The 26,777-nt window shown below is 58.6% G+C and carries 29 protein-coding genes; 17 read left to right on the forward strand and 12 right to left on the reverse strand.

What is annotated here, in order from left to right; genetic code table 11:
* Positions 1–298 precede the first annotated feature (298 nt).
* The 3 genes from T9A_RS14550 (at position 299) to T9A_RS14560 (ending at position 1,763) form a co-directional block, all read left to right on the forward strand.
* Positions 299–745, forward strand: a complete 447-nt coding sequence (locus tag T9A_RS14550) for a YtoQ family protein (RefSeq protein WP_035249837.1) — start codon at positions 299–301, stop codon at positions 743–745.
* Between the two features lie 142 nt (positions 746–887).
* A complete protein-coding gene (locus T9A_RS14555; protein ID WP_035249839.1) occupies positions 888–1,370 on the forward strand; it encodes a hypothetical protein in 483 nt (160 codons plus the stop codon).
* A gap of 30 nt (positions 1,371–1,400) precedes the next feature.
* Entirely contained in the window at positions 1,401–1,763 is a 363-nt protein-coding gene (locus tag T9A_RS14560; protein WP_052043061.1) for a SpoIIAA family protein, read from the forward strand.
* Here the strand turns inward: T9A_RS14560 and T9A_RS16710 are convergent, their stop codons facing one another.
* From T9A_RS16710 to T9A_RS14585, 5 genes are all read right to left on the reverse strand, one after another.
* Positions 1,764–2,195, reverse strand: a complete 432-nt coding sequence (locus T9A_RS16710; protein ID WP_052043063.1) for an SRPBCC family protein — start codon at positions 2,193–2,195, stop codon at positions 1,764–1,766.
* A 16-nt stretch (positions 2,196–2,211) separates the two neighbouring features.
* Complete coding sequence (locus tag T9A_RS14570) at positions 2,212–3,084, reverse strand: NmrA/HSCARG family protein (RefSeq protein ID WP_035249841.1); 873 nt, start codon at positions 3,082–3,084, stop codon at positions 2,212–2,214.
* Positions 3,085–3,136: 52 nt separating this feature from the next.
* Complete coding sequence (locus T9A_RS14575) at positions 3,137–3,388, reverse strand: hypothetical protein (protein WP_035249844.1); 252 nt, start codon at positions 3,386–3,388, stop codon at positions 3,137–3,139.
* A gap of 307 nt (positions 3,389–3,695) precedes the next feature.
* Positions 3,696–5,783, reverse strand: a complete 2,088-nt coding sequence (gene recG / locus T9A_RS14580) for an ATP-dependent DNA helicase RecG (RefSeq protein WP_035249845.1) — start codon at positions 5,781–5,783, stop codon at positions 3,696–3,698.
* Between the two features lie 117 nt (positions 5,784–5,900).
* Positions 5,901–6,803, reverse strand: coding sequence for a hydrogen peroxide-inducible genes activator (locus T9A_RS14585; RefSeq protein ID WP_035249847.1), 903 nt, complete (start codon positions 6,801–6,803; stop codon positions 5,901–5,903).
* Between the two features lie 180 nt (positions 6,804–6,983).
* Between T9A_RS14585 and T9A_RS14590 the strand changes: the two genes are divergently transcribed.
* From T9A_RS14590 to T9A_RS14605, 4 genes are all read left to right on the forward strand, one after another.
* Complete coding sequence (locus T9A_RS14590) at positions 6,984–7,829, forward strand: NAD-dependent epimerase/dehydratase family protein (protein ID WP_035249849.1); 846 nt, start codon at positions 6,984–6,986, stop codon at positions 7,827–7,829.
* 359 nt (positions 7,830–8,188) lie between these two features.
* A complete protein-coding gene (gene purE / locus T9A_RS14595; RefSeq protein ID WP_035249853.1) occupies positions 8,189–8,680 on the forward strand; it encodes a 5-(carboxyamino)imidazole ribonucleotide mutase in 492 nt (163 codons plus the stop codon).
* Positions 8,680–9,786, forward strand: coding sequence for a 5-(carboxyamino)imidazole ribonucleotide synthase (locus T9A_RS14600; protein ID WP_035249855.1), 1,107 nt, complete (start codon positions 8,680–8,682; stop codon positions 9,784–9,786). Before purE ends, T9A_RS14600 begins: the two co-directional genes overlap by 1 nt.
* A gap of 112 nt (positions 9,787–9,898) precedes the next feature.
* Complete coding sequence (locus T9A_RS14605) at positions 9,899–10,477, forward strand: VTT domain-containing protein (RefSeq protein WP_232222134.1); 579 nt, start codon at positions 9,899–9,901, stop codon at positions 10,475–10,477.
* A 39-nt stretch (positions 10,478–10,516) separates the two neighbouring features.
* On the opposite strand, the gene T9A_RS14610 is transcribed toward T9A_RS14605, so the two are convergent.
* From T9A_RS14610 to gmk, 5 genes are all read right to left on the reverse strand, one after another.
* On the reverse strand, positions 10,517–10,753 hold the full coding sequence (locus T9A_RS14610; RefSeq protein ID WP_035249858.1) for a DUF2789 domain-containing protein: 237 nt from the start codon (positions 10,751–10,753) through the stop codon (positions 10,517–10,519).
* Between the two features lie 148 nt (positions 10,754–10,901).
* Positions 10,902–11,288, reverse strand: a complete 387-nt coding sequence (locus T9A_RS14615; protein ID WP_035249861.1) for a deaminase RidA — start codon at positions 11,286–11,288, stop codon at positions 10,902–10,904.
* Positions 11,289–11,647: 359 nt separating this feature from the next.
* Positions 11,648–13,759 (reverse strand): bifunctional GTP diphosphokinase/guanosine-3',5'-bis pyrophosphate 3'-pyrophosphohydrolase, encoded by a 2,112-nt coding sequence (gene spoT / locus T9A_RS14620; protein ID WP_035249862.1) that lies wholly within the window; start codon positions 13,757–13,759, stop codon positions 11,648–11,650.
* A 195-nt stretch (positions 13,760–13,954) separates the two neighbouring features.
* Positions 13,955–14,218 carry a DNA-directed RNA polymerase subunit omega gene (rpoZ, locus tag T9A_RS14625; RefSeq protein ID WP_035249864.1) on the reverse strand — a complete coding sequence of 88 codons (264 nt, stop codon included), beginning with the start codon at positions 14,216–14,218 and terminating at the stop codon, positions 13,955–13,957.
* Between the two features lie 145 nt (positions 14,219–14,363).
* Complete coding sequence (gene gmk / locus T9A_RS14630; RefSeq protein ID WP_035249867.1) at positions 14,364–14,987, reverse strand: guanylate kinase; 624 nt, start codon at positions 14,985–14,987, stop codon at positions 14,364–14,366.
* 172 nt (positions 14,988–15,159) lie between these two features.
* Between gmk and ilvD the strand changes: the two genes are divergently transcribed.
* The 5 genes from ilvD to T9A_RS14655 all read left to right on the forward strand — a co-directional run bounded on the left by ilvD (position 15,160) and on the right by T9A_RS14655 (position 21,637).
* On the forward strand, positions 15,160–16,845 hold the full coding sequence (gene ilvD, locus T9A_RS14635) for a dihydroxy-acid dehydratase (RefSeq protein ID WP_035249869.1): 1,686 nt from the start codon (positions 15,160–15,162) through the stop codon (positions 16,843–16,845).
* A 138-nt stretch (positions 16,846–16,983) separates the two neighbouring features.
* Positions 16,984–17,973 carry a N(2)-acetyl-L-2,4-diaminobutanoate deacetylase DoeB gene (gene doeB / locus T9A_RS14640; protein ID WP_035249872.1) on the forward strand — a complete coding sequence of 330 codons (990 nt, stop codon included), beginning with the start codon at positions 16,984–16,986 and terminating at the stop codon, positions 17,971–17,973.
* Positions 17,974–18,084: 111 nt separating this feature from the next.
* Positions 18,085–19,512 (forward strand): Glu/Leu/Phe/Val family dehydrogenase, encoded by a 1,428-nt coding sequence (locus T9A_RS14645; RefSeq protein WP_035249874.1) that lies wholly within the window; start codon positions 18,085–18,087, stop codon positions 19,510–19,512.
* A gap of 570 nt (positions 19,513–20,082) precedes the next feature.
* Entirely contained in the window at positions 20,083–20,370 is a 288-nt protein-coding gene (locus tag T9A_RS14650; protein ID WP_035249877.1) for a helix-turn-helix domain-containing protein, read from the forward strand.
* Entirely contained in the window at positions 20,360–21,637 is a 1,278-nt protein-coding gene (locus T9A_RS14655) for a type II toxin-antitoxin system HipA family toxin (RefSeq protein WP_035249880.1), read from the forward strand. The genes T9A_RS14650 and T9A_RS14655 overlap by 11 nt, the downstream gene beginning before the upstream one ends.
* A gap of 52 nt (positions 21,638–21,689) precedes the next feature.
* Here T9A_RS14655 and T9A_RS14660 read toward each other — a convergent pair whose 3' ends face one another.
* Positions 21,690–22,424: a hypothetical protein gene (locus T9A_RS14660; RefSeq protein ID WP_146026884.1), complete on the reverse strand. Its 735-nt coding sequence runs from the start codon at positions 22,422–22,424 to the stop codon at positions 21,690–21,692.
* A gap of 336 nt (positions 22,425–22,760) precedes the next feature.
* Between T9A_RS14660 and T9A_RS14665 the strand changes: the two genes are divergently transcribed.
* From T9A_RS14665 to T9A_RS14685, 5 genes are all read left to right on the forward strand, one after another.
* Entirely contained in the window at positions 22,761–24,071 is a 1,311-nt protein-coding gene (locus tag T9A_RS14665) for a hypothetical protein (protein ID WP_198030675.1), read from the forward strand.
* 225 nt (positions 24,072–24,296) lie between these two features.
* Entirely contained in the window at positions 24,297–25,010 is a 714-nt protein-coding gene (locus T9A_RS14670) for an inovirus Gp2 family protein (protein WP_035249889.1), read from the forward strand.
* A gap of 79 nt (positions 25,011–25,089) precedes the next feature.
* On the forward strand, positions 25,090–25,278 hold the full coding sequence (locus tag T9A_RS14675) for a helix-turn-helix transcriptional regulator (protein ID WP_035249891.1): 189 nt from the start codon (positions 25,090–25,092) through the stop codon (positions 25,276–25,278).
* Positions 25,279–25,341: 63 nt separating this feature from the next.
* Positions 25,342–25,665, forward strand: a complete 324-nt coding sequence (locus T9A_RS14680) for a type II toxin-antitoxin system PrlF family antitoxin (RefSeq protein ID WP_035249893.1) — start codon at positions 25,342–25,344, stop codon at positions 25,663–25,665.
* Positions 25,662–26,192, forward strand: coding sequence for a type II toxin-antitoxin system YhaV family toxin (locus tag T9A_RS14685; protein WP_052043065.1), 531 nt, complete (start codon positions 25,662–25,664; stop codon positions 26,190–26,192). Before T9A_RS14680 ends, T9A_RS14685 begins: the two co-directional genes overlap by 4 nt.
* Before the next feature lie 130 nt (positions 26,193–26,322).
* On the opposite strand, the gene T9A_RS14690 is transcribed toward T9A_RS14685, so the two are convergent.
* Positions 26,323–26,679: a hypothetical protein gene (locus tag T9A_RS14690; RefSeq protein WP_035249895.1), complete on the reverse strand. Its 357-nt coding sequence runs from the start codon at positions 26,677–26,679 to the stop codon at positions 26,323–26,325.
* Positions 26,680–26,777 lie beyond the last annotated feature (98 nt).

Genomic DNA, 26,777 nt, shown 5'->3' on the forward strand with positions numbered 1-26,777 from the left:
GTGCAGCTGTTGTGTCTTGTCTTGACGGGCAGGGTGGCTCCCTTTCCTAGAGACAAGGCGCAGCAGATGTACGCTTCAGGCCGCGCCCTTCGGGTCTTCCAGGCTGGCCCGTACTCGTCGTTGCCGTTCTTTGAAGGTAGAAGGATCGACAGGCAACCAGCATGCCATCAAAATTGCGCCCTCTGTGCCCTGCGGGTATAGATTACGAGCCAGCCTGAAAGACTGAGCACGCAACGGGTTTTTCAGTAGCCTGCTATGCTGGCCGGGCTTACTGACATTGATAGATGGGAGAAACGCAATGAGCTTCTGGACGGTTTACCTCTCCGGGGAGATTCACACCGATTGGCGCGAGCGCATCATTCAGGGGTGTGCCGAGAAAGAACTGGATATCGAATTTAGCGGCCCGGTGACCGATCACGAAGCCAGCGACAAGGTGGGGGTAAACATTCTTGGCGCGGAAGAAAAGCGCTTCTGGGAAGATCGCCTGGGTGCCGGGATTAACGGCATCCGAACTCGCAAGCTGATCGACGAGGCCGATCTGGTCATTGTCCGTTTCGGGCCCAAGTACAAGCAGTGGAATGCGGCCTTCGATGCGGGTTACACCGCCGCCCTGGGCACGCCCATGATCATTCTTCACGACGAAGAACACGACCATCCCCTCAAGGAAGTGGATGCCGCTGCCGATGCCGTGGCACGCACTCCCGAGCAGGTGGTGGAAATGCTGGTCTATATCCTCAACGCCTGACAGGACGCGGGGTCAGAGCTTGCTGGAAGTGGTCAGTTCAGGCCCCGTTTTACCTCATTTTTCATCTCCTAAGGAGCATTTCCTGCGTTCTGCTTGTCCTACCGGGTGACAGGCATTAACAGGCAATACAAGGAGTGCTCCGATGACACACCGTTTACTCGCTGCCGCCGCATTCATGCTGGTAACCACCGCTACCTCCTGGGCGGACACCCAAGGGGTGCCCAATGTGAAAACCCCGGACCCGGATAAAGTCGCCGTGCAGATGGAAGACACCCTGGAAGATATTCAGGAATTCACGGTGGAACAGAAAAACGATGCCATGCGCACTGCCCGCCATGCGCTGGATGATCTGGATCGGCAGATCACGCTGCTGCAGAGCGAAATTGATAGCGGCTGGAAAGAGCTTTCCCAGCAGGCTCGGCTGGACAAACAATCCGCCATGGCAGCGCTGAAAGAGCAACGCGCAGAGCTGGAAACCCGTTACCAGGCACTGCAGCAGGCCGGTGCGGACAACTGGGAAGCCGCCAAGGTAAAATTTTCCCAGGGCTGGGAAGCCGCCAAACAGAGCTGGCAGGCGTTGAATGCGCCCGTGGCTGAAGGCACGGATAACCCCGAGGAACAATGAGGGCCGAGCGGCACACAAGGAGGGGCAGGCATGCTGACACTCATTCCGTTTGACGATGATCGCGTGGTTGGTGCAAGAATTTCCGGCAAGATCACCCGCCCGGAGTTCGATGCAGTGGCAGAAGCCCTGGAAGCGGCGCTGGCCAAGCACGACAAGGTGCGCTTCTACGCGGAAATGGAGACCTTTGGTGGTGTCGCCATGGATGCCCTTTTCCAGGACCTGAAGTTCGGTTTGCGCCACTGGCAACAATTCGAACGCGAGGCCGTGGTCACCGACCGGGACTGGATGCGCCGTCTGGCGCTGCTGGCGGACAAGCTGTTGCCTTCCATAGAGGTAAAGGTCTTTGCCGGTGATGACGTGGACAGTGCCAAGGCATGGATTTGTGAGCCCTGATTAGCTGTCCAGTAAAGTGGCCAGATGGGAAAGGCAGAACCGGTACATCTGTTCGCCCCCTTGCCTGGCTGCTTCCAGCTTTTCCGGTGGTGTGTCTGCCGCATCAAAGTCAGCCTGCCAGGTTACCCGGCAGCCCTTGTCGACAGGCCTCACGCTGACCGTGGCTACAAAACGGTTTTCTTCCCGTACTCCCGGCGCTGCCACAATGCGGTAGGAAAACCGCCTGGAGGCCTCGTCGTAGGCAACCAGTTCTTCAATGACCTGCCCCCCTGTGGCCATGCTGACGGTACGAGTAGCTCCCACGCCGGTGCCGGTTACCGAACAGTCGGTGACACCAGGTAACCAGCTTTTCAGATCGCCAAAACCTCGAATCCGGTGCCATACCGTATCGGCGTCATGAGTATAGTGATGGTCTGCGTGAATGCTGGGCATAGGGCTCCTCATTGTGTCAGACGGCGGCGGATCGCTGCCGCAGGAAAGTCTCGAAGGATGTCAGGAACGGAAAGTCCTTGCGTACCGCTTCCATATCGAAGCGCCAGCGCACGGTGTTGTTCCAGACATATTGGCGGGCGGCTTCTGCATTGGTCATGCGCAGTGCCCAAAGCGGAATACTGAACGGCAGCGGTCGCTTGCCGGTAACGTCCCGGTAGATGGTTTTCATCTCGGCTACGGTCAGCACATCGCTGGCCAGATCGGGTTTGCTGCCGATGAATTTTTCCGGGTTGGCAAAGATCTCGGCACTGGCGCGGGCAATATCGTTAACGGTGACCATGTGGAAAGGCACATCCTTTTTCAGGCAGCCGTCCAGAGTAGCCAGTACCAGAGCCGGGTTGATGGCCTTCTTGCCCTTGTTGCCCATCACTGGCTCGAAGAAGTTCTCCATGAAGAACACTTCGCGCAGCATGGTGAATGGCAGGGCGAGTTTTTCGATGTGCTGCTCGATTTCCCACTTGCTGGCGAAATGCAGCACATTGCCGGCTTCCTCGCACCCGGCCACAGAGGTTTGCAGGAAATGCTGAACGCCGGCGGCCGCCGCGGCATCGGCCAGGCGGATGCCCTGGTCGATCTCGCGCTGGTAGCCCACGCCTTTTTCCCAAAAATTCTGTAGCGCAAAAACACCGTAGCAGTCCTGGCAGGCCAGCTGCAGCGATACGCCGTCATCCAGGTCGCCGGCCACGACTTCCGCGCCTTTGCGGGCCAGTGCCTGGGCGGAGGGCTTGTCCGGGTTACGAGTGAGGGCGCGAACCTGAAAGCCTTGCTCCATCAGGAGAGGGATCAGGGCGCCGGTGGCGCCGGTGACAAGAATACGTTTTTCGGTCATTGGCGATCTCGTAGTAGAACTGGCAAGTTCTACAAGGGTAATCCGATGCTCGCTAGCGACAATGACATAAACCATCAGGGCGCTGGTGAAGGTCGCCGTTTTGCGATGCAAAAAAAGAGGGGCCTTGCAGCCCCTCGTTATCTTCCGGTTCCTGACGGACCTGCAGGTCCTCGAATTCGTCCAGCGCCTGGCGCCAGTCCATACGGGGCCGGGTCTGTTCCCTGGCGGATTGATGAGCGCCGCCCTTACGCATCAGCGGATCCATTGCCGCCCAGTTGCGCAGCGGTTTGGGGCCTTTTGCCATTGTCTTTCTCCCTGTTAAATCAGACAGTTGCTGCCTGGAAGTGTGAATCCTTCCGCACCCGTCTGGCTGCATGTGGAAGGCGGCGGCGATAGTACGCCTCGACTCTCTGATTCACTAGCGTCGGCAGATAAAAAAGCGTTTTAAATAATGGCTGACAGCGTTGTCAGGGTCTTGCCGGCAGAGGCCGTCGTGCCGTGCAATCCGGATAGAGGACTTTCTGCCTGTGGGGGTAGTGGTGGTGGCGCTTGGGTGGGGGTGATCCTGGACGTTCCCGGCCGATCCGCTATACCTGACAATGAATGGGGGCTCAGATATCCGCGTAATCCTGCCCGCCCTTGAGCCAGCGTCGCAGTAGCGGCTCCACGCTTCCCGGGCAATGTTGCAACAGATTGTCTGCCACGTCCCGGGCAGGCTCCATCAGCGCTTCATCGCGCATCAGGTCAGCAATGCGGAATGCCATGTCGCCGGTCTGGCGGGTGCCCAGCCATTCGCCGGGGCCACGCAGTTTCAGGTCTTCTTCGGCAATCACGAAGCCGTCGGTGGTGTCGCGCATCACCGCCAGGCGCCGTTTGGCGGTGAGCGACAGGGGCGTCTGGTAGAGCAACAGGCAGTAGCTTTGCTCGCCGCCCCGGCCCACTCGACCGCGCAGCTGATGGAGCTGGGCCAAGCCCAGCCGTTCCGCACTTTCCATTACCATCAGGGTGGCGTTGGGCACATCCACGCCCACTTCGATCACGGTGGTGGCCACCAGTAACTGGGCCTCACCGCTGGCAAACCGGGCCATGCGTTCGGCCTTCTCTTTTGCCTTCATGCGGCCGTGTACCAGTTCCACGGTGAGATCGGGCAGGGCGGTCTGCAATTCCTCAAAAGAGGCCTCCGCCGCCCTGGCCTGGATTTCCTCGGATTCCTCAATCAGCGGGCAGACCCAGTAGGCCTGGGTACCCTGCTGGCAGGCGTCGTTGATGCGCTCAATCACCTGGGGGCGGCGTCCTTCCGGCAGCACCAGGGTGTCGATGGGTTTACGGCCGGGGGGCATTTCATCGATCACCGACGTATCCAGATCGCCATAGACGCTCATGGCCAGGGTGCGGGGAATTGGCGTGGCGGTGAGCACCAGCTGGTGGGGCACCTGGATGCCGTGGCGGGTATCGAAGCGGCCTTTTTCGCGCAGGGCCAGGCGTTGCTGTACGCCAAAGCGGTGTTGTTCATCGATGATGGTCAGGCCCAGGCGATGGAACTGTACGGCTTCCTGGAACAGGGCGTGGGTACCGACCACGATAGGGGCGCGGCCATCTGCCAGCGCCGCTTGGGTGTCCCGGCGGGCCTTGGCCCCCAGGCTGCCTGCCAGCCAGTGCACCTCGATGCCCAGCGGCGCGAGCCAGTGGTGGAAGTTGTCCCGGTGCTGTTCGGCAAGCAGTTCCGTGGGTGCCATCAGCGCCACCTGGTAGCCGGATTCGATCGCGGCCAGCGCCGCCGCGGCGGCGACCAGGGTCTTACCCGAACCCACATCCCCCTGGACCAGCCGCAGCATGGGGTGGGGCTTGCCCATATCGCCAAGCAATTCTCCAATCACTCGCTGCTGGGCTCCGGTGAGGGTGAAGGGCAGGCTGGCCTGCAGTTGTTCGAATAAATCATCCGCGTGCAGGCGCGGGGCGTGGAAGGCTTTCTGGCCGGCCCGTTTCTGCAGCATGCCCAGCTGGTGGGCCACCATCTCTTCCATGACCAGTCGCTTTACCGCCGGGTGCTTGCCGTCCAGTAGCAGGTTGACCGGGTCATCCGGGCGCGGGTTGTGCAGCTTGGTCAGCGCCTCGGTGAGTGACGGCAGGCCGCGTTGATCAAGCAGATTGCCGGGAATCAGTTCCGCCGGCGGGTGACCCTGCAGGTACTGCAGGGCCTGAGCGGCCAGGTTGCGCAACAGTTTCTGGCTGACGCCTTCGGTGGTGGGGTAGACAGGGGTCAGTGCTTTTTCCAGTGGTGGCAGGCTGGTGCCGATTTGATATTCGGGGTGATAAAACTCCAGCCCGGCGGCCCCGGGGCGCGGTTCGCCATACACGCGAATGGGCTTCCCCCGTTCCATGTTGTTCTTCTGCGCGGCGCTGAAATGATAAAAACGCAGGGTCACCATGCCGGTGCCATCGGCCACCTTGCACAGCAACGAGCGTCGGCGTCCGAACACCACATCCGCCGCCATCACTTCTCCTTCGATGACGACCCCGGTTTCCGGGCGCAGGCTGCCGATGGGGGTGATGCGGGTGCGGTCTTCGTAGCGGAATGGCAGATGGAACAGCACATCTTCCAGATTGTGCAGGCCCAGTTTCGTGAGTTTTTCGGCAGCAGCGGGCCCGACGCCTTTCAGGCGGGTGATGGGCAGGGCGGAAAGACTGTCACTGGCCATGATACTGCGCCGCTGTAGAAGCACCTCTCGAGGTGCGAACGGTACTTTTGGGATCGTCTTCAAACAGGTTCGCACCTCGAGAGGTGCTCCTACAGGGAGAGATCGTCCAGCCCATCGTTAGCCCGCCAGCCCTTCCTTTGGCACCGCCTGGCGCAGTACCTCGATGGCTTTCGGCCGCGGGAAGCTGTCGCGCCAGATCAGGGCAATGGTTCGCGCCGGGACCGGGGCCTTGAAGGGGCGAACCGCGAAAGTCGCCTTGTCATAGCCATGCTGGTGGAGCGCCGAGTTGGGCAACACGGTGATACCCAGGCCGCTGGCCACCATATGGCGAAGGGTTTCCAGGGAGCCGCCTTCAATTTGTACCAGATTGCGCTGGCGCTGGGAGTCGATGGCCGGGCACAGCTCCAGCACCTGATCGCGGAAGCAGTGGCCTTCGCCCAGCAGCAGCAAGGTTTCATCCAGCAGTTGCTCCGGCGCGATTTCTGTCTGGCTGGTCCAGGGGTGGTCGCCGGGCAACAGCACCGAGAACGATTCCTCGTACATGCGTGCCCGTACCAACCCGCCACCGGAGAAGGGCAGTGCGACGATAATGGCGTCCAGGTCGCCCTGTTCCAGCTTGCGACGCAGCACGTGGGTATAGTTTTCTTCGATGAACAAAGGCATTTCCGGTGCCGCCGCGCGTACCTTTGGCACCATGGTGGGGAACAGATAGGGTGCCACAGTAAAAATGGCGCCGACCCGTAGTGGCGACCCCAGTTGATCCTGCTGGCTCATGGCCATCTGCGTCAGCAGGTCTGCCTGTTCCAGAACCCGTTGGGCCTGCGCCACAATGGGCCCCGCCTGGGGTGTCACCACGACTTCCCGGGGGCGACGTTCGAACAGCGGCATGCCGAGCTGGTCTTCCAGCTTTTTGATGGCTGCACTGAGGGTGGGTTGGCTCACGTTGCAGGCCTGGGCGGCGTGACCAAAATGGCGTTCCCGCGCCAGGGCGACGAGATAGCGTAGTTCTGTTAATGTCATGGCACTGATTCGCTAATTCAATTACTGATCATTGTGCCTAGAAAATAAGGCAGTGAATAGTTAACAGTGAATAGTTAATAGCTCGCGAAAAAGGGAGTGGGCTGCGGCATGGCAGACGCCCCTTAAGGGCGTTTGTGGTTGTTAACTATTCACTATTAACTATTAATTGGTTTTGCATTTATGTCCCACATTCTGATTGCCGGCCTGGGTGACCTGGGGACCGGCCTGGCGGAGCAGTTTCTGGCCGAGGGTCATCGGGTCAGCGCCATTCGACGGGGCAGCCACTGTCCCTCCGGTGTGGAGCTATACAGCCAGGATTTGCTCGCAGGCGCTGCCATGTTGCCTCCGGATCCAGTGGATCTGGTTATTATCATCATGACGCCGTCTGAGTTCAGCGAGGAAGGTTATCTGAAGGCCTATGTGCGGGCGCCACAGACGCTGCTGGATGCCCTGGCCGCGCAGCAGCCGTTGCCACCAGTGGTTTTTGTTTCCAGCACGGCGGTCTTCGGTGACGTTGAGGGAGACGTCGACGAGCTTACGCCGCCAACGCCGTCTCGCTACAACGGCAAGGTGTTGCTGGCGGCGGAAGAGGAACTCAGCATCCGCTCCCATTGCACGGTGGTGCGCTTCTCTGGCATCTACGGGCCAGGTCGCTATCGCCAGATCGACAAGGCGGCCCGTCTCGCTCGCGGCGAGGAAGCACTGCCTTCCGCCCAGTGGACCAATCGCATTCATCGGGACGATTGCGTTGGCCTGCTGAAGCAGGTGGCCGATGGCTGGTTGGCGGGGCAGGAAATGCCGCCATTGGTGATCGGCACCGACAACGTGGGCGGCCGCAATCTGGACGTGCTGCAATGGCTGGCTCAGCAACAGGGACTGACCCTGGCGGTGCCCGATGACGCGCCCGCTGGCAAGCGGATCCGCAGCCAGTACATTCGCCAGGGGCATTACACCCTGCGCTATCCGGGTTATCAGGATGGGTACAGCCAGGTGCTGGCGGAAAAAGAGCGGCAAGTTAAACGTTGAAAATGGAAAACCGCGCAGGTTGGGTTGAGTGCAGCGAAACCCAGCAATACCGGGCGTTTGACCGATCTCTGGTTGTGATGTTGGGTTTCGCTGCACTCAACCCAACCTGCGCCACCCTGATCAGCCGATAAACGGCGCGATCCATCAAAACCGGGGGAAAGTGCTCAAAATATCGGTAACCAGTTGAATTTAAAACTTATTTTTCTCTTTTATCGATTCGCTGTTCACTGTTAACGATTCTCTGCCCCTAAAGCGGACTTGCCTCCCGCGTACGCGCTAGTAAAGTGTGCGCCTCAATTTTTTCTGTGGCGGGCCCAGAGCCCGCAAAAGCCCGTGGTGGGCGCGATGGAGTGAAGCGAATGAGCACACCGGTTGCCGTGGTAATGGGCTCCCAGTCCGATTGGGAAACCATGAAAGAAGCCTGTGACGCCTTGACCCAGTTCGGTGTGGGCTGGAAGGCGGAAGTGGTGTCTGCCCACCGGACCCCCCAGCGCATGTATGACTTCGCCAAAAGCGCCCACGACAATGGCTATCAGGTGATCATTGCCGGTGCCGGTGGCGCCGCTCACCTGCCCGGGATGATTGCGTCCCTGACCCCGCTGCCGGTACTGGGCGTGCCGGTGAAAAGCCGCACCCTGTCCGGCTGGGACAGCCTGTTGTCCATCGTGCAGATGCCCAAGGGCGTGGCCGTGGGCACCCTGGCCATCGGCGCCGCCGGCGCCTGGAATGCAGGCCTGCTGGCGGCGCAGATGCTGGCCGCCGGCAACCCGGAGCAGTTGCAGAAGATCGCCGACTGGAAAGCGTCCCGCGCCGACGATGTGCTGGCTAACGCCGAGCTGGGTGAAGGCTGATGAATCGTGTGCTCGTTCTCGGTGGTGGCCAGCTTGGCCTGATGATGGCAGAGGCGGCGGCGCGTCTGGGTCTGGTAGTAGATCGCTACGATCCGGAGCGGGCGCTGCTGCTGCCCGGTACCTCGGACCTGGCCGTGCCGATCAGCTGGGAAGAGTGCCAGGAGCGCTACCCGGTGATCACCGTGGAGCGTGAAGCCTTCCCGGAAGCCGGTCTGTCCGCCGAGCTGGCAAAAAGCGACCGTTGCGTGGCCCGCGGTGCCTTGGAAGTGATTCCCGATCGCTTTACCCAGAAATCCATGCTCGACAAGCTGGGTATTCCCACAGCCCCCTGGGTGACCCTGGACCAGCCGGACGATCTGGATGCGGCGGTGGCGAAGTTTGGCGGCGTGGTGGTCAAGGCGCGCACCGGCGGTTATGACGGACGCGGAACCTGGATCGTCGGCGAAGGTGGTGATCTGAGCGCGGTGCCTGCCGGCGAACTGGCCGGTAAGGCCATTATCGAACAGAAGATCCCTTTCCGCCGCGAGCTGTCCATTGTCGGTGCCCGCAGCACCAGCGGCGAGACCCTGTTCTACCCGCTCACCCGCAACTGGCATGTGGACGGCATCCTGCGCTTGAGCCTGGCGCCGGCCACCGCCTGCGCAGACTTGCAGAAGCCCGCGGAGAAGATGCTCAAGGGCATCATGGAAGAACTGGATTACGCCGGTGTGATGGCAGTGGAATTCTTCGAAACCGATGGCCAGCTGATGGTCAACGAAATTGCCCCGCGAGTGCACAACTCCGGTCACTGGACCCATGAAGGCGCCGACTGGTCCCAGTTCGACCTGCATGTCCACGCGCTGGCCGGGGTGCCCCTGCACGCGCTGAACGTGCATGGCCCCACCGCCATGGTGAACCTGATCGGTACCCCCTTCGAAAGCGCCTGGTTACAGCACCCGGGTGTGGTGCACTGGTATGGCAAGGGGGTGCGCCCGGGTCGCAAGCTGGGCCACGCCAATCTGGTGGCGGACAGCCTGGAAGGCCTGCGTGAAGGCCTGGATGCCTGGGCGGATGTGTTACCGGAAGGCTATCAGGCCGTGCTCGATTCCGAATTGGCGCTGGGGTGAGTTTCAGGATTCAAGTTGAACGTTGCAACTTGTAACCCTTGGCGGCCCTTCACGTTCCTGCCTTCCGGCAATCGGTTACACTGAATCCTGACTTTGAGACAGGAATTCGGATGTGGCCTTGCCGCTTGCTATGACGCGTTATCGACGACTGATCCTGCTGGCCGTGGTGCTGGTGACAGTACTGTTACTTGTGGAACTCACCGGCCTGCGTGAGCAGTTTTCCCTGCCTGCCTTGCGGGCGCTGCTGGAAGCCAATCTGGTGGTGGGCGTCTTGCTGTTTGTGCTGGCGTTTTCCATCGGTAACCTGATCCAGTTGCCGGGCTGGCCGTTTCTGGCGGCGTCGATATTGGCGCTGGGCACGGCGACCGGCGGGCTGGTCACCTATGTGGCGGCCTGCGTGTCCTGCCTGGTGACATTTCAGGTGGTGCAGGGCGTTGGCGGTAGTGCCCTGCGGGATATCGACAGGCCTCTGGCAAGGAAGATTCTCGCCCGCTTGGACCGGCATCCTGTACGCAGTGTGGTGTTGCTGCGGCTCTTGTTCCAGACCATGCCCGCCCTGAACTACACCCTGGCATTGAGCGGGGTAAGGCGCCGCGATTACCTGCTTGGCTCGCTGCTGGGCCTGCCCTTACCACTGCTGGTTTACTGTTTTTTCTTCGACCGCATCGCCCGAGTGTTGCAACTGGCGTAACCAGGCAGTGCCTGGCCATCACTCCATTGCCTGTGAGCGCTAATGTCTTAACAGGGCACTAAGGCTGTCTACCGCTTCAGCCCAGTCTGCATCTTCGCGAATGGCATCTGCCAGAAAGCGCGCCTGTGAATCGTTCCAGAATGGCGCCTGATGTAGATGCATGCTGTCTTTCAGGGTACCGGCGTACTGATGGATGAAGTCTTCGATGGCCGCATCGCTGTTATCCAGACCAAGCTGGGCAAACAGGGTGGGTAGGTCGTGGGTTGCGGTGTCCATATCGCAGTCCCTCCGGGTCGGATGACGTTATATCCAGATGGTGCACTTTTGAGGCGCTGCTGTCTTCCCCCTGAGAAGGAGAGTTTGGTAACAAAAACGCCCGCGAGTAGCGGGCGTGTTGCATGGTGCATGCGGCCTGTTGCGGCGGTTATGCAATATCCATGATGCCGTCCATTTCCACCCCGGCGCCCTTGGGCAGAGCGGCCACGCCGATTGCGGCCCGGGCTGGGTATGGCTGTTTGAAGTGACGCGCCATGACCTCGTTGACCAGGGCAAAGTGGCCCAGATCGGTGAGGAAAATATTCAGTTTGACGATGTCCTGCAGGGTGCCGCCGGCGGCTTCGCAGACGGCGGTCAGGTTGCTGAATACCTGTTCGATCTGCGCTTCCATATCGCCGTCCACCAGCTCCATGGTGTCAGGCACCAACGGGATCTGGCCGGACAGGTAAACGGTGGCGCCGGCCTTGATGGCCTGGGAATAGGTGCCAATGGCCTGGGGCGCCTTGTCGGTGCTGATAACGGAATGGTTGGACATGGTCGGTTCTTCACTTGGTTGAGCTGTCAGCGCCGCAGCGCTGGCAGGCGGAAATCAGGAAAGGAGCTATGCTTGCACGCAGCCGGCCCGCACGCAACATGGGAAGCGCCTGCCTGTTTGCAGGAGCGTCACTGGCGGCGCGATAGCAAGGCTTTTGCTGCCCCGAGCTGTTTCGAAGCCGCTGTAGGAGCTCCTCTTGAGGGGCGAACCACGCGTCAGCGTGGAAATCGACCGCAGAGCCTGCCCCGGACTTGATCCGGGGGCGATCAGGAATATCAGAGCGTGGCACAGGCTCTATGCGAGCCGGCCATTCGGTTCGCCCCTCAAGAGGAACTCCTCCTACAGGGCGGGTGTGGCTATCAAAGCCGGTGGATCCGCACAATACTGTCCAGCGTGCGTAGCTTCTTGATGATGCGGGCCAGGTGGATGCGGTCTTTTACCGTCATGGTCACGTTGAGGGAGGTGAGCGTGGGGTCCTTCTCCGCCATGTCGATGGTGTCTATGTTGGAGCCCAGCTCGGAAACGCTGTTGGCCAGGGTAGCCAGCACGCCGCGCTTGTTGATCAGCTCGATGCGAAGGGCGGCGGTGAACTCTTGCTCCACCTGTTTATCCCAGCTCAGGGCGATGCATTTTTCCGGGGCGTTGCGCATTTCCGCCAGCAGGTTCTTGCAGGTGTCCCGGTGTACCACGATGCCGCGACCGGCGCTCAGGTGGCCGATGATGGTGTCGCCGGGCAGGGGCAGGCAACACTTGGCATAGCTGACCATCAGCCCTTCGCTGCCACGGATGGCCAGCGGTCGACGGTCATCTTCGTGCTGGCGTTCGTCATCATCGCGGGCGCCAGCCAGTTTACGGGCCACCAGCGGCGCCAGGCGGTTGCCCATGCCGATGTCTTCCAGCAGTTCGTCCAGTTCCACATAGCCGTTACCGGCCAGCTCACTGACTACTCGCTCGATGGGCAGCTCGTCCATGCCGATGTCATAGGAATGCAGCGCTTTTTCCAGCAGTCGCTCACCCAGCTCCACGGCGTCCTCGCGGCGCTGGTGTTTGAGGAAGTGACGTATGTTGGTGCGCGCCTTGCCGGTGACCACGAAGTTGAGCCAGGCCGGGTTGGGAGTGGCGTTGGGGGCGGTGATGATTTTCACCGTCTGGCCGGATTCCAGGGGGGTGGAGAGCGCCGCCAGCTTGCCGTCGATACGGGCGGCCACGCACTGATTGCCCACCTTGGTATGCACCGCATAAGCGAAGTCCACGGCGGTGGCACCGCCGGGCAGTTCCTTGATGTCGCCCTTGGGGGTGAACACATAGGCTTCGTCCGGGAACAGGTCCACCTTCACATTCTCGATGAACTCCATGGAGTTGCCGGCTTTCTGCTGCAGCTCAAGCAGCCGCTGCATCCAGCTCTGGGTGCGACTGTGGGTGGGCGAGCCGGGCTCGTCGTCGGCCTTGTACAGCCAGTGGGCGGCGATGCCGTTGTTGGCCATGGCCTCCATTTCCTCGGTGCGGATCTGCATTTCCAGGGGAATGCCGGAGCGCGCCTTGAGGGTGGTATGCAGGGACTGGTAGCCGTTGGCCTTGGGAATGGCGATGTAATCCTTGAAGCGGCCGGGGATCGGGGTGAAGTAGTTGTGCACCGCACCCAGTACCCGGTAACAGGTATCCACCCGGTCGACGATGATGCGAAAACCGAACACATCCATGATGTCGGCAAAGGGTTTGTGCTGTTCCTTCATCTTGGTGTAGATGCTGTACAGGTGCTTCTCGCGGCCCAGCACGCGTGCCTCGATGCCTTCTTCTTCCAGGCAGTGCTCGAGGCTGGCTTTTATGGTGGTGAGGATTTCCTTGCGGTTGCCGCGGGCCTTCTTTACCGCCTGGCCGATCAGGCGTGCGCGCATGGGGTAGATGGCGTGGAAGGCCAGGTCCTCGTACTCCACCCGCATGTTGTACATGCCCAGCCGGAAGGCGATGGGGGCGTACAGCTCCAGAGTCTCGGTGGCGATGCGACGGCGTTTTTCAGCACGCATGACGTGCAGGGTGCGCATGTTGTGCAGTCGGTCTGCCAGCTTGATAAGAATGACGCGGATGTCCCGGGTCATGGCCAGCATCATCTTGCGCAGGTTTTCGGCCTGCTGTTCGGCCTTGGACTCGAACTTGATCTGGGCGATCTTGGACACGCCATCCACCAGCTCGGCCACTTCTTCGCTGAATTCCCCGGCCAGCTGTTCCTTGGTAATGCCGGTGTCCTCGATCACGTCGTGCAGCATGGCAGCCATCAGTGAAGAATGGTCCATGTGCATATCGGTGAGGATGTTGGCCACGGCCAGCGGGTGGGTGATGTACGGATCCCCGGTGCGGCGGTACTGCCCCTCGTGCGCTTGCTCGGCAAAATGGTAAGCGCGTACGACCTGGGCGATCTGATCATCGTCCAGATAACTGCGTAACCGTTTTTCCAGGTTATGGATGGTGGGCAAAAGTCCTCGTCACGCCCGGGGCGGAGTAATGATTAGGGATTAACCTTAGCTTAGATTTGAGGGCGAGGTTTGTCTATGACAAGCGCGATAGTCACGGGCAATCAATTTTCCGACAGGTGCCGGAAAGGGAAAGTAGAAGAGAAAGAGGGGGGAAATACAGGCAAGCGCCCGGGCGGGCGCTTGCCGAAAACAGTGTTACTCGCCGAAGGACTGAGTCAGCAGAGCCAGCTCGTCTACGTCGGCGCTGCGGTCAGCAATCGGGTTGTCCACGGATTCCGCGGTCACGTGACCTTCGGCGATTTCGCGCAAAGCGACTACGGTGGGCTTGTCGTTTTCCCAGGCCACGCGGGGCTCTTTGCCGCCAGTCTGAAGTTGACGGGAGCGCTTGCCGGCAACCAGGACCAGCTCAAAGCGGTTGTCCAGTTTTTCCAGGCAGTCTTCAACGGTTACACGGGCCATGCTGTTCTCCTACAGGGTGGCGGTGCCGAAGTCGGCAGCGCCTGAAATTCGCAATGGGAGATTTTACTGGTGAATTGGTGACCAGTCCAGCAGAAGGGTCTGCCGCAGGGCGGAAAGGCGGGCATTGCCCTCTGGTTTCGCCGGGTTACCGCTTCGCGAGCAGGTTGCTCAGGGTGCCGGCCAGCCGCGCGGACTGACGGGCGGTGATCAATCGGCGGGCCTCCAGGACGGCTTCCAGTTCGTAGAGGGCGCGCTGGAAATCGTCGTTCACCACCAGATAGTCGAATTCGCCGTAGTGACTCATCTCGTCCTGGGCGCCGTCCAGACGTTGCTGGATCACCGTCTCGTCGTCGGTGTCACGGCCGCGCAGGCGTTCGGCCAGGGTTTCCAGGGAAGGTGGCAGAATAAAGATGCTCACCGAGTCGGGTAGCTGCTTGCGGATCTGGGTGGCGCCCTGCCAATCGATCTCCAGAATTACGTCCTCGCCGCCCCGTAGCGTCTGGGCTACCCAGTCGGCGCTGGTACCGTAGAGGTTGCCAAAGACTTCGGCGTGTTCCAGGAATCGCCCCTTTTCCACTTGCTGGACAAAGGTATTGCGGTCGGTGAAGTGGTAGTTCACCCCGTCTTCTTCCCCGGCACGCATGGCGCGTGTGGTGTGGGAGACAGAAATGCGCACTTGCTCGAGCTTGTCGACTAGCGCTGCCACCAGGCTGGTCTTGCCGGCGCCGGACGGGGCGGAAATGATATACAGCGTGCCTTTGTCGGCCATAGTGAGGACGGTCCTGTTCGCGATCCCGGTAAAGCGCGCATTATAGGCGTAAAGGAGGCGGCACGTCATATGCGACTCGATGCCAGCGCCATGGCAGGTTACCGTATGCAATGCTGTGCCGAGCCCGCCACGAATGAGTCGGACACTTCCCGGCACCGGACAAGGAGAGATTATGAGCGATACCCAGGACGACCCACGTCGTCGTCATTCATCGAAGGTGGTAGATGGCCCGGGCAAGTCGGCCGGCCGTGCCATGTTGCGGGCAGTGGGCTTTACTGACGAGGACTTTCGCAAGCCACAGGTGGGTATCGCTTCCACCTGGAGCCAGGTGACACCCTGTAATAGCCATATCGGCGAGCTGGCGGAGCGGGCCTGTGAAGGGGCTGACGGCGCCGGTGGTAAAGGCGTGATATTCAATACCATCACCATTTCCGATGGCATCGCCAATGGCACCGAGGGCATGAAGTATTCGCTGGTGTCTCGCGAGGTGATTGCCGATTCCATTGAGACGGTTGCCGGCTGCGAGGGCTTTGATGGGTTGGTGGCCATTGGTGGCTGCGACAAGAACATGCCCGGTTGTCTGATCGGCCTGGCCCGACTCGACCGCCCCAGTGTGTTTGTCTACGGCGGCACTATCCTGCCGGGTAAGGGCCATACCGATATCGTTTCCGTGTTCGAAGCCATGGGTGCCCATTCCCGCGGGGATATGGACCTGATCGAGCTCAAGCAGATTGAAGAAACCGCCATTCCCGGACCGGGTTCCTGTGGTGGCATGTACACCGCCAATACCATGGCCTCGGCCATTGAGGCGCTGGGCATGAGCCTGCCCGGCAGCTCGGCACAGAACGCGGTGTCCGCAGAAAAGGGGGAGGACTGCGTGCGGGCCGGTGCGGCGGTATTGAACCTGCTGGAACATGATATCAAACCCTCCGACATCATGACTCGTGAGGCCTTCGAAAATGCCATCACCGTGGTGATTGCCCTGGGCGGCTCCACCAATGCGGTGCTGCATCTGTTGGGTATGGCCCGCACGGTGGGGGTGCCGCTGTCGCTGGACGACTTTACCGACATCGGCAAGCGGGTGCCGGTGCTGGCGGACCTGCGCCCCAGCGGCCAGTACATGATGAGCGAGCTGGTCGCCATCGGCGGCATTCAGCCGCTGATGAAAATCTTGCTCGAGGCCGGTCTGCTGCACGGCGACTGCCTGACCGTCACCGGTCGCACCCTGGCAGAGAATCTGGCCGAGGTAGCGCCTTATCCGTCGGAGCAGGACATCATCGCGCCGCTGTCCGCGCCGCTGAAAGCGGAAAGCCACCTGCGCATTCTCTATGGCAACCTGGCCCCGGAGGGTGCGGTAGCCAAGATCACTGGCAAGGAAGGGACCCACTTTTCCGGCTCGGCACGGGTGTTCGGTTCGGAAGAGGAAGCCCAGGCGCGCATCAATGACGGCACTGTGGTAGCCGGCGATGTGGTGGTGATTCGCTACGAAGGGCCTCGCGGCGGCCCGGGCATGCGCGAAATGCTGACGCCCACCTCGGCGATCATGGGGCGCGGTTTGGGCAATGACGTCGCCCTGATCACCGACGGGCGTTTTTCTGGCGGCAGTCATGGTTTCGTGGTCGGTCATGTGACCCCGGAAGCCTTCGATGGCGGGCCGCTGGCGCTACTCGAGGACGGTGACCGCATCACCATTGATGCCGAGGCCAACAGCCTTGTCGTGGATCTGTCCGATGCCGAGCTGGCGCAACGTCGAGCGAACTGGCAGCAACCGGCGCCGCGTTATACCCGCGGTGTGCTGGCAAAATATGCACGCCTGGTCGGTTCCGCCAGTGAAGGAGCGGTAACCGACGACTTCTGAGGTGAAGGGTGCCGCGTTTCGGTATTGCTGGCAGAGCAACATTGCGCTGTTCGTCATCCCGGCAAAGCGCGCATTATAGAAGGCGGGGGCGTGGTAGGCGCCCCCGCCAACCTTCCCAACCCTGGACCCGATGCCGTTATGCAAGACAGCCCCATCACTGCCACCGTGGACTTCGACCGTGACGGCGTTCAGCACGGTTTTCTCAAGCTGCCCCATTCCCACGATGGCTCCGCCTGGGGCAATGTAATGATCCCGATCACCGTGGTGCGCAACGGTGAGGGGCCTACGGCGTTGCTCTCCGGTGGCAATCACGGTGACGAGTACGAAGGCATTACCGCGCTGCTGAAACTGGCCAACCGGTTGCAGCCTGAGCAGATCACCGGGCGCGTGATTATCGTGCCCATGCTCAACCATCCCGCGGTGCTTAATGGCTCCCGCACTTCGCCGCTGGATGGCGGCAATCTGAACCGGGCCTTTCCCGGTAATTCGGCGGGCACCCTGACGGAAAAGATCGCCGATTACCTCACCCGCTACCTGGTGCCACTATGTGATCTGGCACTGGATATTCACTCCGGCGGCCGCACCCTGGATCTGTTGCCCTTTGCCGCCACCCACCGCATGGCCGACCGGGAATTCGAAGCCCGTTGTCTGGCCGCCGCCACCGCCTTTGGTGCGCCCTACACGCTGTTCATGGCCGAGCTGGAAGGCGACGTGCTCTACGACAGCGTGGTGGAGGCTGGCGGTAAGGTGTTTGTCAGCACGGAACTGCGCGGCGGCGGCACTACCACGCCGGAGACCGTGGCGCTGGCGGAACGGGGGGTGGACAACCTGCTGCGCTTCGCCGGCATCCTGCCCGGTGATCCGGAGGTGGTGGCCTCGCAGGCGCTGGAGATTCCCGGCAGTGAGTATTACCGGGTCAGCGAACATCGTGGCCTGCTGGAATTTGCTGTCGCTTTGGGGGACGCCGTTCGTGCCGGTGATGTGTTGGCCCGGGTGCATTCCCTGGAACGTACCGGTGAAGCCCCGGTGGAGTATTACGCCCCCTGTGATGGTCTGCTGATCGGTCGCCGGCATCCGGCTTTAGTGAATGTGGGGGACACCTTTGCAGTACTGGCGGTGCCGCGCTGACTGGCACTTTGGTGCACGTTAACAGGGTATAACAAAGCACAAACACCCTTGCCGGGAAGGCGCTGCTAATGTTCAGGTTCTATCAAGAACAACAGGACTGACGGAGCAGCCATGAGCGACAGCAAGTTTGCCCAGCAGGGCATGTCATTTCGTGAAAGCGTTGAGCATATGGTGGACCATGCCATCGGCATCATGGGTCTTGATGCGGGGATGGGTAATGCCATGAAGGTGTGCCAGAGCGTGGTGCAGGTATCCTTTCCGGTGGAGATCAACGGCAAGGCCGAGATCTTCACCGGCTGGCGCGCCACCCATAGTGATCACCGGCTGCCTTCCAAGGGCGGTATCCGTTACGCCCCGATTGTGGATCAGGATGAAGTGGAAGCGCTGGCAGCGCTGATGACCTACAAGTGCGCCATCGTCGATGTGCCCTTCGGCGGTTCGAAAGGCGGCCTGGTGATCGACCCGAAAAAATACGAGCGCCACCACCTGGAAGCCATCACCCGCCGCTTTGCCCGCGAACTCATCAACAAGGGCTACCTGAGCCCATCCCAGAATGTGCCGGCCCCGGACATGGGCACCGGCCCCCAGGAAATGGGTTGGATGGTGGACACCTACAAGCAGATGTTCCCCAACGACATCAATTACATGGGTGCGCTGACCGGCAAGCCGGTGGAGCATGGTGGCGTGCGTGGCCGTAATGAAGCCACTGGCCGGGGAGTGCAATACGCGCTGCGCGAGCTGTTTCGTCACCCGGAAGAAATCAAGCGTGCCGGGCTCTCCGGTTCACTATCCGGAAAAAGAGTCATTGTTCAGGGATTGGGGAATGTGGGTTATCACGCTGCCCACTTTCTGGAAACCGAGGATGACTGTCTGATCACAACGATCATCGAACGTGACGGCGCCATCATTAATGAGGACGGGTTGAATGTGGGCGCGGTGCGCCAGCACATCGTCGAAAGCGGCGGGGTGAAGGGCTTCCCCGGGGCCGAGTATCTGGAAGATGGCATCAAGGCCCTGGAAAGAGAGTGCGACATTCTCATCCCGGCGGCCCTGGAAGGGGTAATCACCACTGAAAACGCGCCACGCATTCAGGCCAGCCTGATCGCCGAAGCGGCCAACGGGCCGATAACCTTTGAAGCAGATCGAATTCTCCGCGAGCGCGGTGTGGAAATCATACCCGATGCCTATTGCAACGCTGGCGGCGTAATTGTTTCCTATTTCGAATGGATCCGTAACCTGAACCATGTGCGCTTCGGTCGTCTGGACAAGCGCTTCCACGAAGCCCGCGGTCAGCATGTGATTGATGCCATTGAGCAGGCCACCGATACCAAGGTGCCTGAACATATCGTCAAGGAGCTGGCCCGTGGCGCCGACGAGTTCGACCTGGTGCGTTCGGGCCTGGATGACTCCATGCGACTGGCCCTGCAGGAAATCATCCGTACCCGTAATACCAATCCGAAGATCGACGATTACCGCATGGCGGCCTATGTAATCGCCATTGAGAAGGTATCCCGGCATTACCGGGATATCGGTTTCTGAAAAAGAAGAGGGGCGCGGGGCTTATTCGATATTCTGGATCTTCTTGTTGGTTAAAAAATAAAAGTATTTTAAAAACAGTAGTTTATTGTGGTTTTTGCATAGTGGTTTTTGCTTTGCCCACCATGCTGCCCACCACTTTTAAGTCCTTGATTTAGCTTAATGAGCAAATACGCGGGGCCTTTTGGAGGAGGGGTGGGCTGCTGAGAATTCAGGGTCCACGTGCTCGGTTTTTCAGGTCGTGACGATAGGGTTTCTGGTGAATCTATTCACTGGAGAGCAAGATGACAATTCGTTGGCGTTACCTGGATGGATGGCTGGTAGCTAATCATGAAGAAGGGTCGGGGTTGAGGATCTGGGAAGCGGATTCTTCATTGGGCCCGGCGCTGGTCTTATTGCTGAATAAGGCTCCAGGACTCTCACGTCTGTTAGTGCAGGGATTTGGTCAAAATTGCTGACGGCAGTACGATTCCTGGTCTTTGCTGCACCCGCGAGGCTATTATTGGGCATTATGGTGTCTATTTTGTCCATTAAATGCGATAATTGGACAAAATAGTATCCATTAGGTGTGATATGGTCGCCCTACTTGACGATGCCGATGTCCAGCAGGCATTTGCCACCCATCTGCGACGTTTGCGCAAGCAGGCCAAGCTGTCTCGCGATGCGCTAGCTGCGCGTAGTGGTGTGCCAGCATCCACCATCAAGAAATTCGAGCTCACCGGCCAAATCTCGTTCCGGCAGCTGCTATTCCTCTGGCAGAGTCTGGATGATCTACGTCGCCTGTATGCGCTGACTCGCCATTCCCTCAGCGAAGCTGAGTTGCCATCCAGTATCGATGAGGTGTTGAGCAATGACCTTTAAGCCGGTCCGCAAGCTGACGGTAACCCGCACCCTGGCAACGGGGCAGGCGGTGACGGTAGGCGTGCTGGCGCAGAACCGGCAGGGCGTCTTTTTTCAGTACGATGCCGATTATCTCGGGCGCTTCGGGAACTTGTCGCCCTTTGGCCTGAAGGCAACCACTGAGCTGCAGCTTGCTCCCAAAAGGCCGCATTCTGGCCTGCATGGCCTGTTCGGGGATAGTCTGCCTGATGGTTGGGGTTCCCTGCTGCAAGACCGAGTGTTCCGACAGCATGGCATTCTCCCTGCCCAGATCACCGCCATGGATCGCCTGGCGTTTGTAGGGGCTTCCGGGATGGGTGCCCTGTCATTCTCGCCGACCTCGGAATACCAGCTTGCCTCAACCGGCGACATCGACCTGGCGAAGCTGGGTCTGGAGGCGCAGGCGTTTTTTGACGGTCAGACGGAAGAGGTGCTGGCGGATCTGGTGGCAGCAGGTAGCTCCGGTGGTGCCAGACCCAAGGCGCAGTTCTACATCTCCCCGGATGAGCCAGATCGCTGCCGCACGGTGGCGAGGCCAGGCGATGAGGCCTGGCTGGTCAAGTTTACCTCCAGGAATCTGCCCCTCGGCCATGAAGAAGGGCTCTGTGAAGCGGTCTATCTGCACCTGGCCGGAAAGCTGGGGCTGGAGCCGCCTGAGTGGCGGCTGTTCGAAGCGCCAGAGCAAAGCGGCGCCCGTGCCTGGCTCGGGGTAAAGCGGTTCGATTGGATAAGCCATCCCCAAAAAGCGGGTCGACTCCACATGCACAGCGCCTGCGGCCTGCTGGATGCGGATTTCCGTACCCCCAGCCTGGATTACGAAGATCTGATCAAGGCCAGCCGCCATCTTTGCCGGTCGCCAGCGGTCGGCAAGCTGCAGTTCCGCAGAGCCATGTTCAACCTGTTTGCCTGCAACCAGGACGACCACAGCAAGAACTGGGCTTTCCTGCAGGATGATGCCGGCGACTGGGTGCCTGCCCCTTTCTACGATGTGACCTTTAGCCCTCACCCATACCAGGAGCATGCCACTGCCTATGCCGGTTTCGGCAAGAATCCGCCGCTGAAAGCCATCCAAGCGCTGGCGGCGCGGGCGGGCTACGCCAAATGGGAGCAGGCCCAGCGCGATATTGAGGAGATCGTGACTTTTCTCGCTGATTTCGCTGTCGTTGCCAGAGATTTCGGAGTGGATAGTGGTGTTGCTGAGCTGATTGACCGGCAGCTTGCTGGTTTGAGGGATGGGTATGGAGGTTAAGCCTGCCCTCTACTCAAGAGGGGCTGAGACCAGGTGCTGTGGCTGTTCCTTCTCAGGTTTTCTGTGGTCTGGGTCCTTGATTGGTGCTGCTGTGGTTCTCGGCTTGAGCAAGTGAGGCCGTCGCTTTTAACTGCTTGCGGAAGTAGTCGAGCAGAGACTGGTGTCTGTGCAGGGCTTCTTGTTTCTCATCTGGTGTTAGCTCAAGGCTTTCCTCTGCTTGTATGTTAAGGGCGACCTCAAGCTCGACCAGTCTAAACAATATATTGCTCATCTCTTTCTGGGTTTCCGAGAGCTCCGCCTGGAGCTCTTCATTATGAAATATCAGCTTCGAGCGTTCCTTCTGCAGGTGGTCGAGTTTGCCTGCGGCGGACTCTTCGTGACGCTGAATATGCTCCTGAATCGCGTTCTGGATTGCTGCATTCCTGTCTTTGAAATAGCCGACTTCCTCCTTGATTAATCTCTCAACAGTTTCGGAAACACTTGTTCTCTTGGAGAGGTTGGCAAGCTGTCTTTTCACGCGTGGACTGAGCCTGACTTGGACCACCTGGTTTCCGTGCTTTTTGTCTGATTTGTATCTTCTCCATGCGGCCTTGAGGTTCATGAGCTCCTTCTGGCTGCTGCTATTGATGATCAAATAATGAGCGGCATCGAGGAGCGCTGGGCGAAGGTTATATGGGTTTAAAACCTGGATGGGCGCGCCTTTTCGTCTCAAGTGCTGCTCCAGCCAAGTCAGCATTTCTTGATCATTCGTGAGCCAATCCTCTAGAGGTATTTCTGACCTTGCCATGCTGAAAACCCCGAAAAATTAAATAGTACGAGTAAGACGTATTATAGACGTATATTCGTACTGCTAAAAACATGCCATCTGGTATAATTACGACAAATAGAAAGAGATGACATATTTCGGGGGGGTTGCGTGCTTGGGTTGCTAGGAACATCAGCGGAATTTGATCGGCGGAATGGTCTCGCGTCTATTGCAGGGCCAACCCGTTACTTCTTGTATCGGCTGCTTTGCGACGATGAGGGGCGTGGCGTTGCGTTTACAGTCCAGGACTATGTCGAGCGCTTTAAGCTAAACGACAGGGTGGTGAGTAAAGCAATCCGGGAGTTGTCTGAGAGCGGGGTGTTACAGAAACGATTTGTCGATGGGGGGCTGGGAAAAAGAAGGAGGTGCTTGGAGTTGGAGCCTCAGCTTGAGGAAGCGCTTGCTGGTCTGGAAAGTGAGCAGCCGGTCGTTGAGCTCCGCAGTCTTGCTGAACATGTGTTAACTGCGACAGGAGATGATACAGGCAAACCAGGCCAGAAATGGTTGACTCCCTACAATCGTTTGGTGCTGGCGGCGCTGCTGGTTGGGTCCAATTCAGCGGGCGCAGTATATGGGGTTGGGGGGAGTGATCTGAAGCGCTTGGCGGGCCTGACCGATGACGGATTGAGATCCCAGTTGAGTACGCTGATGCAGCGTGGATACCTTCGAAGCAGGGTTGCAGGAGTAACCGGGAGGTATTTGTTGGGAATGTCGAAAGGCGCATATTTCATTAACCTCGCTCACCCTGACTTTATGGGTATAGGTGGCGCTGCCTGCTTTCTAATCAGGGAGGCCAAACTAAGTAGTAAAGAGAATCGGTACCGTACGGCTTTTGGTATGTACAACGCAGCCAAAGTGATTGGTAGTTTGCAGCAGAAGGAGGCGAGGGAGGCTAATAAATCGGCTAGGTGGAGAGCAGGTGATACGGGAATACTACCTAGCACCCAGACGGCCATGGAATTTGAGAGGGCTTTTACTGCAAGGGGAGAGTTGAGGGCTCCTTGCAACTTGCATGAGAACTTTCGAGATACTCCCAGTGAGAGATTTTCCCGATACCTGCAGATGCTCATCAACCGATATGCCAGCCTGATTGTTAATAGTTGCCTACATCATGGAGGCTGGGATGGTAATGATGAAAATGGAGAGCTTCGGACCGAAATAAGGCAGCATTTGGGTACCAAGGCGGCTCAGGCACCTTTGGCTGTGGTGGATGCGATTGTCTGTGCTTCAATCCACGAGGCAGTCAGGGTATGGGAAGTTTTGGTTTCGGATGCGGAGATCTGGAGGGTGGTCATGTCAGGGGCACGTTGCCTTATACTGCCACTATTTGAAGTGCGGGACGCTCACGTGGTTACTCCTATTGTCTTATCTGGTGAAGGGATTCCTGACGAGATGAGGGGGGAGTGCTGGAAAGTGAGCATGCTGCCTGATCTGGGAAGGCGGCTATATAGGCAATCGTACAGGAGGCATGCGGGGAAAGAGCAAGAGTTAGGTGCTCAGGCCGAATTATGGGGGTTGCGAGGTGTCGGGAAGAGATATCCTCTGAATAAATCACATGGATCCGGCCTGGCTGAAGATGCGAGTTTCAGCAATTTGGTCACCGGAGCCCCTCCCACTGAAGGCGATTGATTTGGTTTAACCTTTGAGTGGGCTGCAGTCTACAGCTCAGAGATGCTGCGGCTCGTTCAGCTTTGTGGAAACGGTAATAGTAATGATAAGGCAGGTTGGCCTCTTGGGTATTTACTGTATATCGTAACTCATTGATAAGTATGACCAAAGCACATAACTTCATTAATAATTACTCGATAGCTACCTCTTATGGAGAATTCCCTCCTCATTTCTTAAGAGGTAATCATGAGAAAGCGTCATCCCGAGAACACCAACCTTACCCTTCACCACTCTGGCCCCTGGAATGGATATGACGTCCAGCTACAGCGGGGACCGCTGTTCATTCCGTATCTGGAAAGAATTCATCAGGCCATGGAGCGAGAGGCAGACCGCCAAGCCAGGACAATGGCCGTAAGGGTGGATCTGAAATTGCCAAGGCACGGCTACATGCGTGATGGCGATCTGTTTGGTTTCTTTATCCAGTCCCTGCAAGCACAGATTGATGCTGATATGGATCGGCGTAGACGAGAGGGGCGCCGAGGGCCTGCTTGCAAGGTTGGCTATGTCTGTGTGAAGGAGACGGCAGATGCCTTCCATCACCATTACCACCTGTGTCTCTTTCTGAATGGAGAGTGCTACCGGGGATTGGGGCGGATGCCAGAGGGGTGCAGGGCCGGAGCTCAGGATTTCGACCCTGACTTGCCGGTAGATCCTGCTGCCGGGGAAGCCGACAGTTTGGCCAAGAAAATCGTACTTGCCTGGTCCAGGGCGCTGGGCTTGAGCATGGAGCAGGCTGTGGGGCTGGTGCACTTCTGTGAAGGCGGAGTGTACTGGGTCAGGCGTGGGTCTATGGAGTGCGATAGCCAGATAGCGGGGCTATTCAATCGTCTTAGCTACTTTGCCAAGCAGGAGACAAAGCAATTCGGAGACGGAAGCCGGAATCTGCGTTGTAGCCGGTAGGAGATGAGAGGCTGGGTGGTCGTCCGCCCAGTCTTATTTTACCAACATGCCGCATCTCATGAGATGAAGGAGATTGCTCATGAGAATCATGCGTTTGAAAGAAGTGATGGATACCACCGGCTTGGGACGGTCCTACATTTACAAGCTGATTGCGGACGGGGTCTTTCCAAAGCCGGTTCCGTTGGGTGCCCGTGCAACGGGATGGGTCTCGGACGAGGTGGAGTCCTGGATTCTGGAGAGAATTGGAGAGAGGGATCAGGCAGGGTGATGTCTTTGGTAATGCGGTTGCATTACCATTTGCGTGTCATCCCCCATAGTGCAGGAGGCGGCCATGGCCACGCTTGAAGTCGAATCCACGCTGACAGATCGGTATCAGACCACCGTGCCGGAAACGGTTCGCCGTGCTCTCAAGCTCAACAAGCGAGACAAAATTCAGTATGTCATCCGCCAGAATGGCGAAGTGGTCTTGACGCGGGCTACCAGCGAAGGCGATGACCCGGCTCTGGGGTCGTTCCTGGATTTCCTGGCGATTGATATCGCCGAGCATCCGGAGCACATCCTTACGGTTGAGGATGCGTTAATGCAGCGTATTCAGTCGCTGACGAAGGGTGTCGAGGTTGATCTGGATGCGCCTTTACAGGAAGACGATGAATGAGTGGGAGGCAATCGACCACTCTAACTATCAGTGGGTGGGCGGTTTACGCTCACCCATTATTTATGGAACAGCTTGAAACCCTGGCAAGACAAGTCGAAAGTCACAAAGAAAAAAATGCCGAGGGGTTCGCCAAGAAAAATGCTACCAAGCGATTGGCTGCGATTGCCAAGTTAGCATTCGAGGTTATCCCGCAGGACCCTGCAAGGCCGGAGTACCGTCAGGGTGGTACGCTTGGCGCTGATCACAAGCACTGGTTCCGCGCGAAGTTTTTTCAGCAATACCGGTTATTCTTTCGTTATCACGCCTCAAGCAAGGTGATTGTCTATGCTTGGGTAAATGATGAGGGCACCAAGCGGGCGTATGAGAGCTCCGATGATGCCTGCCGGGTTTTCCGCAAGATGTTGAAAAGTGGCCACCCTCCCGATGATTGGGATCAGCTTTTGATCGAAGTAAGACGGGATGAGCAGAGTCAGGAAGCCATGCGTTCCCTAGCCGAGCAAGCCCAAAATCAGGACATGGGTTACTGATCTTCTTTGCCGTTGTTTCGAGTTCGCAAATTCTCTTGATGTTGTAGGGTTTTGCCATCCCGAATATGTATAAGAAGAGTTTGTGCACCAACCTGAAGTGGGCTGATCGACTAACTGATTCTGTGGAGAATCAGTCCTTTTTGTAAATGACGGTGACTTTGCCGGCAGGTTTGTTCTTACCTATCTCATAATCAGGGTTGAAAGTGGCGAGGTTATGAGCGGCGATGCCAATCACTGAGGCAAAGCCAGTAACCTGGGTAAAGCCGGTCGGGATAGCGAAGCTGGCTAAGGAGGCCGCTCTGTATTCCGTGTACACGCGGCAACGTAGTCCTTTCTTTTCAATAGCGCCCTCGACTTTGTTTACCACGGAGCTGATGTTCTTGACCGCGACAATTTGAAAGGAAGCTTTCTTGGCAATGAGTTCAGAGAGCTTTTCAGTAGTGATGTCTTCGGAGGTATATTTTTCGATGTCAATATCTTTGCTCATTGAGTTTTCCTTGTTTGAGGAGTTGATAAAACGGGCAGATTTGCTGCCCGTTCAAGTCAGCGAATGGTTCTTGTTGAAGTATGATCAAAGCTCCGCTA

Origin of the sequence: Alcanivorax jadensis T9 (genome assembly GCF_000756655.1) — a bacterium.
Taxonomy (GTDB): Bacteria; Pseudomonadota; Gammaproteobacteria; order Pseudomonadales; family Alcanivoracaceae; genus Alcanivorax; species Alcanivorax jadensis.

Coding starts and splice junctions, on each gene's coding strand:
- T9A_RS14550 (WP_035249837.1), top strand. CDS start 299: ATGAGCTTCTGGACGGTTTACCTCTCCGGGGAGATTCACACCGATTGG.
- T9A_RS14555 (WP_035249839.1), top strand. CDS start 888: ATGACACACCGTTTACTCGCTGCCGCCGCATTCATGCTGGTAACCACC.
- T9A_RS14560 (WP_052043061.1), top strand. CDS start 1,401: ATGCTGACACTCATTCCGTTTGACGATGATCGCGTGGTTGGTGCAAGA.
- T9A_RS16710 (WP_052043063.1), bottom strand. CDS start 2,195: ATGCCCAGCATTCACGCAGACCATCACTATACTCATGACGCCGATACG.
- T9A_RS14570 (WP_035249841.1), bottom strand. CDS start 3,084: ATGACCGAAAAACGTATTCTTGTCACCGGCGCCACCGGCGCCCTGATC.
- T9A_RS14575 (WP_035249844.1), bottom strand. CDS start 3,388: ATGGCAAAAGGCCCCAAACCGCTGCGCAACTGGGCGGCAATGGATCCG.
- recG (WP_035249845.1), bottom strand. CDS start 5,783: ATGGCCAGTGACAGTCTTTCCGCCCTGCCCATCACCCGCCTGAAAGGC.
- T9A_RS14585 (WP_035249847.1), bottom strand. CDS start 6,803: ATGACATTAACAGAACTACGCTATCTCGTCGCCCTGGCGCGGGAACGC.
- T9A_RS14590 (WP_035249849.1), top strand. CDS start 6,984: ATGTCCCACATTCTGATTGCCGGCCTGGGTGACCTGGGGACCGGCCTG.
- purE (WP_035249853.1), top strand. CDS start 8,189: ATGAGCACACCGGTTGCCGTGGTAATGGGCTCCCAGTCCGATTGGGAA.
- T9A_RS14600 (WP_035249855.1), top strand. CDS start 8,680: ATGAATCGTGTGCTCGTTCTCGGTGGTGGCCAGCTTGGCCTGATGATG.
- T9A_RS14610 (WP_035249858.1), bottom strand. CDS start 10,753: ATGGACACCGCAACCCACGACCTACCCACCCTGTTTGCCCAGCTTGGT.
- T9A_RS14615 (WP_035249861.1), bottom strand. CDS start 11,288: ATGTCCAACCATTCCGTTATCAGCACCGACAAGGCGCCCCAGGCCATT.
- rpoZ (WP_035249864.1), bottom strand. CDS start 14,218: ATGGCCCGTGTAACCGTTGAAGACTGCCTGGAAAAACTGGACAACCGC.
- gmk (WP_035249867.1), bottom strand. CDS start 14,987: ATGGCCGACAAAGGCACGCTGTATATCATTTCCGCCCCGTCCGGCGCC.
- ilvD (WP_035249869.1), top strand. CDS start 15,160: ATGAGCGATACCCAGGACGACCCACGTCGTCGTCATTCATCGAAGGTG.
- doeB (WP_035249872.1), top strand. CDS start 16,984: ATGCAAGACAGCCCCATCACTGCCACCGTGGACTTCGACCGTGACGGC.
- T9A_RS14645 (WP_035249874.1), top strand. CDS start 18,085: ATGAGCGACAGCAAGTTTGCCCAGCAGGGCATGTCATTTCGTGAAAGC.
- T9A_RS14650 (WP_035249877.1), top strand. CDS start 20,083: ATGGTCGCCCTACTTGACGATGCCGATGTCCAGCAGGCATTTGCCACC.
- T9A_RS14655 (WP_035249880.1), top strand. CDS start 20,360: ATGACCTTTAAGCCGGTCCGCAAGCTGACGGTAACCCGCACCCTGGCA.
- T9A_RS14660 (WP_146026884.1), bottom strand. CDS start 22,424: ATGGCAAGGTCAGAAATACCTCTAGAGGATTGGCTCACGAATGATCAA.
- T9A_RS14670 (WP_035249889.1), top strand. CDS start 24,297: ATGAGAAAGCGTCATCCCGAGAACACCAACCTTACCCTTCACCACTCT.
- T9A_RS14675 (WP_035249891.1), top strand. CDS start 25,090: ATGAGAATCATGCGTTTGAAAGAAGTGATGGATACCACCGGCTTGGGA.
- T9A_RS14680 (WP_035249893.1), top strand. CDS start 25,342: ATGGCCACGCTTGAAGTCGAATCCACGCTGACAGATCGGTATCAGACC.
- T9A_RS14685 (WP_052043065.1), top strand. CDS start 25,662: ATGAGTGGGAGGCAATCGACCACTCTAACTATCAGTGGGTGGGCGGTT.
- T9A_RS14690 (WP_035249895.1), bottom strand. CDS start 26,679: ATGAGCAAAGATATTGACATCGAAAAATATACCTCCGAAGACATCACT.